This window comes from Mechercharimyces mesophilus (assembly GCF_059818345.1).
This window is the reverse complement of record NZ_JCBAPH010000004.1, coordinates 177,994-190,833: the sequence shown is the minus strand read 5'-3', so window position 1 is coordinate 190,833 and position 12,840 is coordinate 177,994. Positions and strand designations below refer to the sequence as shown.

The 12,840-nt window shown below is 42.9% G+C and carries 10 protein-coding genes; 3 read left to right on the top strand and 7 right to left on the bottom strand.

What is annotated here, in order from left to right:
* Window positions 1-227: 227 nt before the first annotated feature.
* From AC6RGY_RS12250 to AC6RGY_RS12225, 6 genes are all read right to left on the bottom strand, one after another.
* Window positions 228-473, bottom strand: a complete 246-nt coding sequence (locus AC6RGY_RS12250; RefSeq protein ID WP_499863311.1) for a hypothetical protein — start codon at window positions 471-473, stop codon at window positions 228-230.
* Between the two features lie 206 nt (window positions 474-679).
* The gene (locus AC6RGY_RS12245; RefSeq protein ID WP_499863310.1) at window positions 680-2,755 is read right to left on the bottom strand and encodes a DUF7948 domain-containing protein; all 2,076 of its coding nucleotides are present in this window, start codon (window positions 2,753-2,755) and stop codon (window positions 680-682) included.
* 84 nt (window positions 2,756-2,839) lie between these two features.
* Window positions 2,840-3,097, bottom strand: coding sequence for an HNH endonuclease signature motif containing protein (locus AC6RGY_RS12240; RefSeq protein ID WP_499863309.1), 258 nt, complete (start codon window positions 3,095-3,097; stop codon window positions 2,840-2,842).
* 1,324 nt (window positions 3,098-4,421) lie between these two features.
* Window positions 4,422-4,904: a hypothetical protein gene (locus AC6RGY_RS12235; RefSeq protein ID WP_499863308.1), complete on the bottom strand. Its 483-nt coding sequence runs from the start codon at window positions 4,902-4,904 to the stop codon at window positions 4,422-4,424.
* A gap of 162 nt (window positions 4,905-5,066) precedes the next feature.
* Window positions 5,067-5,228: a hypothetical protein gene (locus AC6RGY_RS12230; RefSeq protein WP_499863307.1), complete on the bottom strand. Its 162-nt coding sequence runs from the start codon at window positions 5,226-5,228 to the stop codon at window positions 5,067-5,069.
* Window positions 5,229-5,245: 17 nt separating this feature from the next.
* Window positions 5,246-5,476, bottom strand: coding sequence for a hypothetical protein (locus AC6RGY_RS12225; RefSeq protein WP_499863306.1), 231 nt, complete (start codon window positions 5,474-5,476; stop codon window positions 5,246-5,248).
* A gap of 472 nt (window positions 5,477-5,948) precedes the next feature.
* Between AC6RGY_RS12225 and AC6RGY_RS12220 the strand changes: the two genes are divergently transcribed.
* The 3 genes from AC6RGY_RS12220 to AC6RGY_RS12210 all read left to right on the top strand — a co-directional run bounded on the left by AC6RGY_RS12220 (window position 5,949) and on the right by AC6RGY_RS12210 (window position 9,753).
* Window positions 5,949-6,920, top strand: a complete 972-nt coding sequence (locus tag AC6RGY_RS12220) for a DUF2167 domain-containing protein (protein ID WP_499863305.1) — start codon at window positions 5,949-5,951, stop codon at window positions 6,918-6,920.
* 191 nt (window positions 6,921-7,111) lie between these two features.
* Window positions 7,112-8,131, top strand: a complete 1,020-nt coding sequence (locus AC6RGY_RS12215; protein ID WP_499863304.1) for a hypothetical protein — start codon at window positions 7,112-7,114, stop codon at window positions 8,129-8,131.
* 221 nt (window positions 8,132-8,352) lie between these two features.
* Window positions 8,353-9,753, top strand: coding sequence for an RsmF rRNA methyltransferase first C-terminal domain-containing protein (locus AC6RGY_RS12210; protein ID WP_499863303.1), 1,401 nt, complete (start codon window positions 8,353-8,355; stop codon window positions 9,751-9,753).
* Between the two features lie 96 nt (window positions 9,754-9,849).
* Here AC6RGY_RS12210 and ppsA read toward each other — a convergent pair whose 3' ends face one another.
* On the bottom strand, window positions 9,850-12,498 hold the full coding sequence (gene ppsA / locus AC6RGY_RS12205) for a phosphoenolpyruvate synthase (protein ID WP_499863302.1): 2,649 nt from the start codon (window positions 12,496-12,498) through the stop codon (window positions 9,850-9,852).
* Window positions 12,499-12,840 lie beyond the last annotated feature (342 nt).

Here is a 12,840-nt window from a genome sequence, read left to right as displayed (position 1 = left end):
CTCTCATCTCTTAATACTCATCCCGTGAGAATGACATTAGCAATAGATTGGACACAAGAAATCTAGAATGTCTTATGCAACTGGTGACAGAGATTCATAGTAAACCTATCGCAAGAAGAGGAGCTCTCTCGTTTCTCATTGCACCACCTCGACCAGCTTCTTTGCCGATGGTGGAGTCAGACAAAGTTCATTTAAGAGCATGCGTTGCCCCTCAACATACGAGTAGTTTATCTACCGGACTTGTTATCCCTCCAAAACGACTGTTGCCCATTGATAAAGAATTCAACCACTCCACGCTCTTTGATGTCTGCTAATAGCTCCGCCTTCATCTCTTCAAGAAGGGCACTGTTCTCCACAATGATCACGGTTCGTTCGTTCAAAGAATCATCTATATCTAGCTCATTCGCTATTGTGTGAAACAATTCAACGGCCGCGATATCCTTGATGTATTTGCTCGGTTCAAACTGGCTCATGACATCCCCCCTAACGTAAGAAATTGGTTCGCGGTGAAAACGATAGGCCTCTGCCCTCTGCCGGTCCCTAGCCCCTTTGTTATCCGCTTTTTAGGGAGGGGGACTACTCAAAATACAAAGAACAGCCGCGATTCGGAAGAAGACCGAACGAAGTTGTTCCTATATTATTGCACATAAGTTTCACCCTCTATCTACCTTCGATTCAGCTACATACCGAACTCTCCCCCACCAGTACCACGCGACCCTCTCGGTCCCCTCGGGCCGCGTCTCCCCTTCGGTCCTCTTGAACCTTGCGATCCTGTCGCGCCCGTAGAACCTGTCGCGCCCATTGGTCCTGTTGCACCGACGGAGGTTCGTTGCCCTACTTTCGTGACAAAGGCATCTGTACTCCCTCCAAAAATACTCTGAAAAGAATTGGAGGTAATAGGAAAGTTGGTTGACCTTGTATCTCCGGTAAAGTAGGCATTCCCTAGTTCATCAAGCGCAACACCCAATCCTTCTTCAGAACCATCCCCTCCGAGATAGGAAGAGAAAGAGATTCCTTGACCGGAATAGCTGAGCTGGGCTATAAACGCATCCTGCTCACCTGCTAGACTATCTTGAAACGCATCTGAGGTAACAGGGAAATTCGTTGAGTCTGTCAAACCGCTTATCCAAGCGTCACCGAAAACATTCACCGCGATGTCGGTGCCAACATCGAGATCATTCCCCCAAAAGTAGGTGGAATACACAAGCTTACTTCCAGTAGCATTGAATTTGGTAATAAAGGCATCGCTCCCTCCTGAATTTACGCTCTGAAAACCATTAGGTGTGGTAGGGAAGTCTATAGAGAATGTTTGTCCTACTACATACGCTTTCCAAGTACCATCTAACGCAATCCCAAAACCTCGATCAAAAAAACTTCCACCCAAATAGGTGGAGTAAATCAAACTGTTTCCAGCCACATTGAGTTGGGTGACAAAAGCGTTAGAAAGACCCGCCAATATCGTTTGGAACACCCCTGCCGTCGTTGGGAAATCATTAGAAAATGTCACTCCCGTTATATAAGCATTGGTGCTCCCATCTGACGCAATGCCATAAGCTTCGTCGAGACCACTTCCACCCAAATAGGTGGAGTAAATCAAACTGTTTCCAGCCGTATTAAGTTGGGTGACAAATGCATCCGTCCCCCCTGCCAATATCGTTTGAAGCGCACCCATGGTTGTCGGGAAATTCGTCGAATCTGTTGCCCCTGTTATATAAGCATTTCCCGTTTCATTAATCGCAAGGTCAAAACCCACATCGCTACCACCTCCTCCAAGATAAGTGGAATATAGAAGGGATGTACCGGTTGGGTTGAGCCGGGTGACAAATGCATCCGTCCCCCCTGCCAATATTGTTTGAAAGGCCCCCGATGTAACGGGAAAATTCGTCGATGTCGTTGAACTAGCGACAAAAGCATGGCTACTTCCATCGACAGAAATGCCAGTAAAAGAAGGGAATCCAATAGACTCTGTGCCTGTCCCCCCTAGAAAGGTGGAATAGATTAAGGAAGTTCCTGCCGTATTAAACCGAGTCACAAAAGCATCGAATCCCCCTCTCAATGTTGTTTGAAAAGCTCCTGATGTTGTAGGAAAATCTAGGGAATCCGTTACCCCTGCGATATACGAATCGCCACCCGCGTCGACGGCAATTCCTCGTCCTTGGTCAAAGTTACTCCCCCCTAGAAAGGTAGAGTAAAAAACCACCGGATCGATGAGCAGTGGTTTCATCTCATCATAGGGCGCGAGGTCAAACCCGATTGAAGCATCAGCAAAAAGGTGGAACGATGTTGTAATCCGTCGTTTCTCGCCTTGAATCCATTGAAAACTGACTGGCTTTTCTTCCCGGACAACACCCTCTTTTGTATAGACAATCAATTCGCCTTGTTCACTCAATGCAAGGTCATCTCCACCCTCATACCGTAACCGAATGTCTCTAGCACAAGCACCTGGCTCAACCACCACATCGTATTTTAACTGCTCGCCTTCACCATAGAACACCACATCAATGCCCTGCCACACATCTTCATAGAGCACCTGTTCATATACCTGATTGTATTGCGGTAGTCCCTTAGGAATCACTTGTCGGCATGCATCCACAAATTTCAACATCAACTCATTAGATCCACCTAACGTAAACTGTACACCCTCTGACAGAAACGTGTACTGGACTCCTTGTCCTTGTGCAACATAAGAATCTTTCTCTATCTCATCGCACCGTTCAAACAAAAGCGATTGCCTTTTGCTTTTCTCCTTTTTCATTCCATACCCCTCCATTGAATGTCACCATGATGCATTAGTCTATGATCAACATGTATTTCGGGTATGGGCATCTGACATAAATTGTCACACCATTTCCTCATTCGCCACCGACTGAATTACTCTAGTCTTATATTCCTTGCTATCCTGCTCCTTCTTCCCCTTCTCCGGATGTAGCTTGTTATGACACGTTGCACATACACTCACTAAGTTGTTCTCATCCAACGCCCACTCTAGTCTCTCCATCAGGTGTTCAACGTGATGCACCATCACTGCTGGTGTGAGCTTATCCCTCTCCATGCATGGCTGGCACAGGTAGTTGTCACTTATTAGTACCAGACTCACGTGCTTTCTTCCATGCCTTGCTCTTGTAGAACGGTAGTGGCTTTTTCACAGGTTAACACCTCTACATTCATAACAAAAAACACCCTCATCATGCGAGTGTTCAATCATCGTTACAATAATTAAACCCTGTTCCTCCTGCACAAGCATCACTTGAGCGTCAAGGGAGAAACAAGGTACAGCCTCCATCAATATACAGCGTCCCAGCCACTCTTAGCGACATACGAGCACACTACCATAGTACACGGTTATTCGGCTAATAGCGGTCATAAACCGGTCAAAAAGCGGTCAAATCCAATATTATCAGCGTTAAACCTAATACAACTCCCATCACAAAGAAATAGATACCTATCGAATAGCGATCACCGAAAAAAATCATTTCAATTAGATTTACTAGAGTATCAACCCTGTATTTTTTTTCAAGTTTTTTCGATAAATTCGGAATCCAAAAAATCAACGATCCAAAAATCCCAATAATAAGTAGAGTATATCCTATTAGCTTAACTTCCCACATTTGGATGTTCCTTTCTAATATTTATAGAAGCTCTCCTCCGCAAAGGTAAAATGAATATATAGTATTCAGAGATTAATAATACCTTTGATGCTAGTTAAATAAAAATAGCTCTTGCAAGAGAAGTCCTTCATAATGAAAGTGCCGACAATCATAGGAGGATTCTCATGCAAGAGCACTTTCATTGTACCAAAGCCCTCAACCAAGTTTAAAATTTGTTTTCTAGGATATTAAAGGGAATCAAGCAAGCCAAGCAGGAGAAGGATTATGGGCTGAAAGGGTTGTTTCAAATGACCGATGAAGGCTTCGTTGTGAGATGTCCAAGCCTCTTCGTCGTCTCATTCGTTCCAAAAGGAAGCAGATCGAAATCCTGTTTTCGGGTCTTGTCGACACCTTTCACATAAACTGCCCACGAGCTATATCTTCGATCGGTTTTTATAAGTAAATAATCACCAATTAGACAATAATTCCATATACAATGAAAACAGCTCCAAGAAAAGCTATTAGTATCTTAATAAGATACCATGGGAGATCTTGCAAAAATAAAATCCCAACCAGCCGATCCCCTCCACATAGCTTTATGAAGCCTATCACTGTATAACATTGAACAAATGATGAGAATGGAACCGACAATCAATGATCCAATGTTCATTTATTTTTCACCTCACACTTTAGCTATTGGGTTATATTCAAGATGCATTTAATTTGTAAACGAGGGATGAGTTTCTCATCTCTCGTAATATATCCATGTAAAAGCAATCAATCATTTTCGTATACGCTAAATCCGAGTTAAAATGAAGGACTCAGATTTCCAAACTATCCAATCAAGTAATCTTCGTCGTAAACTCCAATTTTATATATTTCCAAACCCAAAAACCCTTCGTAATCCTTCTCTTTGAATAAAAATGCTACACCTTTACTTTTAACTCGATATACACTAAGAGTTTCATTACTAGAGAGCTTAAATACATAACATGGACGCCCATCCCTGAGTCCACGACTAAATATTTGATTTCGCCATGTTACATCTCCGCAAAACTCCCCTATGCTTTTTGCTGTTATCCCGCAAAATTCAATGGCTACAAGTTGTGAATCACTATTAAAATCCATTGTAATATCTTGGTTAACCTCTAGATCGACACTCTCACTGGAAATCCCATCACACATCAAGTTAAGAGAAGCCATTTTGGCTACAGGATCATAGCAAAGTTGACTGTTAAGCCAATCCTGGGATGGTATCCACTCTTTTTCTCCTTTATTGAAACTACCAATTTGTATGCTAGTCACTTTTTTTCCCAACTTCATCATCACCACTTTTTTAAGCTAATTTGCTTCCATCTTTTTTTAGGCTTACTACTCCAATAGACAATCCGCTTCTCTTTCTTCTCCATCCACCCTAGCCGTTCCCCCCTTCTCGGCTCGTCTGATCCCATACCGCTCCCTGTCCGATACGTACTCACTTTACGCTGGGCTTGTCCGCTCTTCAAAGACAGGGGTGCAAGAAGGGAAATCCTCTTCCCTCTGCAAGGTCGCTTTCCAGGTACGATAGTTCTTCAGTAGCTCCTCTACCTTTCGCTGATGCACAGGCTTTTTGTTCAATCGCTTCCATACCTGCACCCCCATGATTAATTTAGACTTCGTTATTCTCCTTCAGGCAATTCCACCAGAGCGACCAATTTGTCCATAGGAAAAACAGCTTCTCGAAATACCTCTGGATCAAGAAGACTTTCCACTTGGGCTCTTACTAAATTCCCCTCAACTACAATAGAGGGACCTCTAGCAATATACACGTCACCCGTCGTTGTAATCAATTCCGCTCTTGTAGCAGTTACTTTAGCTCTCACTTTCTTTCTTATCATCTCATTATCCAAATCTACAACACCTCCGTTTTCTGTCGGTTCAATCCCTCCTCTCTATTATTCTATGATTTCTCCTCTATTTGGTTCCGATTTACTAGAAAATCAATCAGATCCACCGTATATTACCCGAACTCATACCTCTCACAAGATAATCTCTGTCTGTTTTCTCGACCCACTCATTTCTACCCTGAAAGAATTGGACGGTGTCACTTGTTCAACAATTTCTTCCGTAGTGGCACTTCTGAACCCACCTGTTTCATCGTCCCAAAAGATCGTTTCTGATACTCCCTATACCTTGTGTATCTCAGCCGCCTCTGTAAAGCTCATCAACACTGGCTCCGGTCTTTCTCTCTTATAAATCAGAAATAAATACCTTTTCTATTAGTCGGTTTATCTTCTCCATTCTAATAAAACCTTCTTCTCTCTCCATTTTGTTCTGATATAATAGAAGAGTTGTCATCATTTAGAGAAAAGAGGTTAATCAATGAGTAGAACACTTTCACTCGGACTCCTTGCACTTATTCTTTTATTTAGTCCACTCACCGCTACCTATGCTGAGGGAGAAATCCAGTACATAGAAGGGGGACAGTCGGTTGAGGTTGGGGATCAGCTGGCGACACTCGATCTAGCAGAAGATCTGCTTTTCCTTAACAAAGAAGATACCATTCAATTGCAAAAAGAGATGGGAAACTTCCCTACCAACTTGGAGATCGGTAGTATCTATTCCGCTAACCCGGAAGAGTTTTGGTTCGTCGTTATGGAATATGAAGAAACAGGACATATCATGGATGATGAAACCAATATCGATGCGGATGAAATTCTCACCAGCTACAAAAAGGGTACGGAGGAAGCAAATAAAGAGCGCCCCGATACAGATGCCATTCATGTTGTCGGATGGGAAGAAGAGCCCAGTTACGATAAACAAACCCATCAACTCACGTGGTCGATGCTGGTAGAGGATACCACTCAGTATCCAATCATCAACTACCAAACACAACAATTATCAAGAAAAGGGGTTATTAGCTTCACGCTCGTAACCGATCAGGAAACTCTGGAACAACATAAAGAAATTCTCCACAATCAGATTCTTCCTCACTTCAAATTGCAGGAGGGAAATCGCTACGAAGACTTTAATGAGGAAACAGACAAAGTTGCAGAGTACGGTTTATCCGGTCTCATCCTCGGAGGATTGGGCCTAGCCGTCGCCAAAAAGGCCGGATTAATCGCAGCACTGCTTCTCATATTGAAAAAAGGCTGGATCTTTATCCTTGCTGGTGCTGGAGTAATCTTCGGATTTGTAAAACGAATGCTAGGACGGAAAAAAGCATCTGCTCAGCTTGAAGAAGAAACATCTCACGATACCAGCAAAGAAGAGGAATCCCCTTCTTCTCATGCGAGCGAGCAAGATGAAGAAAAGAAGGAGTCCTCAGACCAGAAGAGTTCCAACACACAATAAAAAATTCCTTTCACTCCCTCCAGTGCTTTCACTTAGAAGCACTGGAGTTTCTTTTTTCAGATAGAAGGGTGGTGCAAGACTTGTTTCCATGCTAGAAACCACTACTAATATCTTGTAAAATAATATAGTAAAAGAAATCAATCGGTCTTAATGGACAACTTTCTCAATACTTATTGAAATGGAGGATCTATATGCCAAACTTCTTTACACTCGTCCGCTCCCATTGGAAATCACTATGGGGACTCAGCATACTAGGCTATCTCATGTATTGTGCTTTGCTTATCCCTGCCTATCTCGTAGGTACTTTTCTCTTTGTTATTGCTATGCTATTTGTCGGGGCGATGAGCGCATTTTCCGGTGCAAACACCACTTCAAGCGACCCTTTTATAATCTTTGATCAAATGGGCGTATTCACAAATACTGTCTTATTCGTTATTTTTATGATCTCTCTCTGTTTTCTCTTATCATTTACTGTAGCTTTTCATAGTTCAAGCTTTTTGGGCGTATTCAAAGAAATTTTCATGAAAAATCGAGCCACGGTAAGCACCTTCTTTTCTACTGGATTTAAGAACTATTGGAAGACATCTATGCTATTTTTCGTTACCTTCCTGATCATACTTCTTCCCTATACCCTTGTTTTCCTTGGGAGCTCTTTCATCGAGACCTCTGTCTCTTTCCTATACCTCTTTGGTTGGATTCTTCTATTTATCGGTATCGTATCGCTTCTCATACTCTTATTGGCATTATTGCATGCCCCCATCTTCTTTACCACGGAAGGGCAAGGCATCTGGAAAGCCATTAAAAGTTCGATTCATGTATTCTCCCATTCATTCGGCACTGTCTTTGTCTCGGGCTTGATTCTCGCAGGTTCGTGGCTAGTGGCCGGTCTATCTTACCTTCCCGGATATGCATTGATCTTTATCATCAGCATGCTAGAGGATAATGTTGCTGTAGCAATCATGCTTGGTCTCGTGGCGATTCTCTATTGGATTTTTATTCTTTTTTTCGTCTTCCCCTTGCTCTACATCATTTCCTATAAAGCAGTTTTCTATCGTTATCTCAAATATATTCGCCCCCGCTATTTTCCACCACTCTCTCCTTCTCCACAAAATCCTGAACCGAGCCCCCGTTCAGAAGAGCCTACACCCTCTTCTTTATCAAACAATCATGGAGTAACAGAGCCAGGCAATCTCAATGTCAAGTGGCAATAATCCTTTTGCCCACTTCCTTACAAGGAAGTGGGCACCTTCATTTCACTACACCTGTGCCACTTGTTTCTATCAAGCATCCGATAGAATCATTCCTTCTATCCTCATCTAGGAGAAAAAACCTTCGCTTCCGGATTTCAAAGACCTTTCTTTTTTTGCTACAATAGCTTTCAAGCCCATATTTTTTGGCCGATGTATTCATTGCTTAACAGGAGGATTTTTCTTTGACCTACAAACCGATCGAACTACCCGCAGATTACATAAAGCAAATGCAGGATTTACTTAAAGAAGAGTATGAAGCGTTTGCCTCTACCTATAATGAGCGCCCTACCCGTGGATTTCGCGTCAATCCACTGAAAAGTAGTGTCTCCCGCTTCCTGAGTGTCACTCCTTTTTCACTCGAGTCCATTCCATGGTGTGAGGAAGGCTTTTACTATGACCATCAGACCGTACGACCAGGAAAAAATCCTCATCATGCCGCTGGTGTCTACTACATTCAAGAGCCAAGTGCCATGGCACCAGCAGAAGCATTAGACCCTCAGCCGGGAGAGCGAATTCTGGATCTCTGTGCAGCACCCGGTGGAAAATCCACTCAAATAGCTGGCAAGTTGCAAGGAGAAGGATTATTGGTCTCCAATGAAATTGATGGCTCTCGTGCCAATGCCCTAGTAGAAAACATCGAAAGGTGTGGCGTCAAGAATGCTGTCGTCACCAATGAGTCTCCTCAACGATTACAAAAAACGTTCCGCCACTTCTTTGATCGGATACTCATCGATGCTCCTTGTTCTGGAGAGGGAATGTTCCGCAAAGATCCTGAGGCAAGGACACGCTGGAGCATTCGCTCCACCGAGCGAGCCGCTGAAGTCCAACTGGAAATCTTAGAAGCCGCTGCACAAATGTTAAAAGCCGGAGGACGGCTCGTCTATTCTACTTGTACCTTTAATCCCAATGAGAATGAAGGCGCCTTAGAAAAGTTTCTACAACTTCACCCTTCGTTTACACTGGAAATAGTTCCACAAGCCGAGCATTACAAAAAGGGTCGCCCAGCGTGGAGTCATGCTCGTACTGAATTAGAAGAAAGTGCCCGCTTATGGCCTCATCACCTGCGTGGAGAAGGTCACTTTGTGGCTGTTCTAAAAAAGGAGGGGGAGGATGAGAACAAAAAGGTGCGACCCAGTAAGTGGTCACCCATCTCCACCCAAGACCGGCGTCTTCTCCAATCGTTTTATCAAGAGGTCCTCAACATCGAGGCACCATCCGGCACGCTTACGTTGTTCGGAGAGCATCTTTACCTTATTCACGAGGAGCTCCCTTCCCTGAAAGGACTGAAGGTGAAGCGACCCGGCTTTTATCTCGGACAAATCAAGAAAGGCCGCTTCATCCCTTCACACGCCTTTGCCCTAGCACTAACGGAAGAGGAAGCCCAACAAGTGGTTGCCTTCTCTTCCACCGATCCTGCTCTCTACCAATACCTACAAGGAGAAGCCTTGCCGACAGAGAAGAGTAAAGGCTGGACCTTGGTCACCGTTGATGGGTTTAGTCTGGGTTGGGGAAAAGTAGCTGGAGGTTTGTTAAAGAACCACTATCCCAAGTGGTTGCGTTGGGATGAGCGAATGTTTATGTAGAATTTCTCCCTTCTCATCCTTATTCAGTGGAGAAATAGAAGAATGGATAAAAGGACGGGGTAACCGCCCTTTTATCCATCATCAATTCATAGCCAATTATAACAGGGGCCTTATTTGAGGTTTTAGCCATTGCACTATTTCGATATACCCTTCGGTTCCATGCACACGAATTCGTTGTCCATCTTTGATTCTTTTCGTCGCATTTTCTACCCCGACAACTGCTGGCAGGCCATATTCACGAGCGATCACTGCTCCATGGGTCATCAGTCCACCAATTTCAGTAACCAATCCTTTTATAGATACAAATAAAGGTGTCCAGCTGGGATCAGTAAAGGCAGTGACTAATATATCTCCATCTTCTAAATCTGCTTCTTCCATGTTTAAGATGACGCGTGCCCTTCCCTCAATAACTCCTGAAGAAACAGGCAAACCAGCCATAGCTCCCGATGGAAGGTTTTCTCGTTTGTACTTGCCTGCAACTATTTCACCATCAGAGGTAATCACACGTGGAGGGGTTATTTTTTCGAATAATTTGTACTCTTCTTTGCGATTATTGATGACAGCAAAATCTAGTTTCTGCGTAGCTATGACATCGCGTAGTTCTTCAAAAGTGAGGTAATAAATATCTTCTTTTTCATGAATAACATTTGTCTGTACGAGTCGCTCGGCTTCTTTAAGCATAGCCTGCTTATAAACAAAGTAGCGACTGACCATGCCGTATTTGGGATATTCGCGATACCCGATAAAATTTCGCATTTTATCAATCATTTGTTTTGTTTCTTCGGCCTTTTGTTCACCCTCCGGCAATTGCTTCAATCGATCCAATAACTCGTGTTCTTTTTTCAAAGCTTCCTGTCGCCCTTGCTCAAATTTCCGATGACTGGCATTAGATTCAAAGCTTTTGATGTTATTGAGAATTAGCGGGATGAGTGTCGTTGGTTTTTCGCTCCAACGAGTCCTGGTAATATCTATTTCTCCGCTGCATCGCATCCCATATTTGTTGAGAAAAGCATTGAATGCATTGCTAGCTTCCTGTCCTCCATCATAAGTAACCAGTTCATTCAAAAAGTCGTTATCTTTTACATGTTGTAGATAATCAATGACTTCTGGGTAAGGACGAATCACATCTGCCACATCCATTAACGCCAGACCCATTTCCGAAGTAATATTGTGTGGTACAGATTGGGAAAGCGTATCTGCTGCGTTCTTCTCGCCCAACCACTCGTTCATTTTTTCATTGATCCAAAGTGAAGCATTTATGGCGGTTGTAAATACAGCTGTACTTTGTGGATCAAATAAGATCCTCTTCAACTCTTGGGTATCTTCTAGTATAAAATCAATTAAATTTGTTCCTGATTTCCCTTGTATATTTTGTTTTAACTCTTCAACAGAGGTTTGATTTTTTCTAATCAAATCCAAAACGATTGACTGACTGTTTTCCATTTGTGCTTGAGGATCTGCAGGTGGCTTCACGTTATCGCTATTACCAGAACGCTGCTCTTGCTTATCATTATTTGGTAAGCATTTTATAAAATCCCGCTCTATTATCGTCATAACTGCATCTTTTGTAAGCGGTTCGAGTTGTCTCATGTTACTTAATAACATTCTTCTACCGTCTGGTGACGCCAGCATTTGTCCCACATCAACAAACAGCCTTCCACCAGCTTTAAACCAGCGACCATACGATATTAACTCCATTAAAGACATTCCCAATGGTCTCAAGGGGTCGGTCATCATTTGTTGATGTCCCACAGATAAATAGACGTGTTTTTCATTGTCATTCGCTTCAGGAATTGGGTATAAAGTTGTAATTGGCCGGCTCTGGACAATATAAAAACGATCATCAACCAAACACCACTCGATATCTTGCGGAAAGCCAAAATAAGTTTCGATTTGTCGACCAATACGTGCCAGTTGTAAAATTTGTTCGTCAGTAAGTGTTTGCTTCTCTTGCTGATCAGGAGCGATCTCATGTACCTCTGTTCCACCTTCTTTTCGCCCATAGACAGCTGATTTTTTGGTTGCTACCCTCTTATCAATGATTTTCTCTTCCTGTACTTTATAACAATCCGCAGAAACGAAGCCAGAGACTAAGGCTTCACCAAGTCCAAAGCTGGCATCGATGGATAACAACTTGCGGTTAGAAGTGATCGGATCAGCAGTAAATAAAATTCCTGAAGCCTGTGAGAAAACCATCCTTTGAATGATGACGGATAAATAAACTTGTCTGTGGTCAAATCCGTTTTGCATACGGTAGATTACAGCACGATCCGTAAATAAGGAAGCCCAGCATCTGCTGATGTGTTGCAAGATTGCTTCTTTACCGATGACATTTAAATAGGTGTCTTGTTGACCAGCAAAAGAGGCATGGGGCAGGTCTTCAGCAGTCGCACTAGAACGCACTGCATAGGCATACTCCTCACCAATCTGGGAGAGAAAGTGCGTCACTGCTTGCACAACATCGTCAGGAATGGGTACTTCCATAATGATTTCTCGAATCTTCCCGCTGATTTCACCAATTTGATCTCGGTCCTCTACTTGTAGCATGGTTAGTTGATCCAACAAAGCCTGATACGATTCGTTTTGTCCAATGGCTTTTTGATAGCCCACTGTTGTAACACAAAATCCTTCTGGCACTTGTATTCCTTCAATTTTTGATAATTCCCCTAAATTCAACCCTTTTCCGCCAACAAGCAAATGATACGTTTTTTTCATTTCTTGAAAACCGAAAACCAAAGAGCTCATTCAAATCTCTCCTAACCATTAAATTTGAGAAAAAAACATTTGACAAGAGTTCTCCGGGATGATATGATAAAGATATAGGATGAGATATTATGTCATTTAGAAATTTTCGGAGGTATTCTGATTATATCACCGTGTTCGTTTATATGCAATACAAAAAAGCCTGATTAAACTAACCAGGTTCTTTTTTAGTGCCCATTAACAGCCTCACATTAAAAACCTATCTTTTACATATGGAGAATGGGACTGCAAGCAACGTACCAATATTTCTTGCACATGTGGCTCACCTCCCTGGGGTAACCCCAGGGAGGTGAGCCTTTTTGTTTTTGTTTGGCTTCTTCGCAT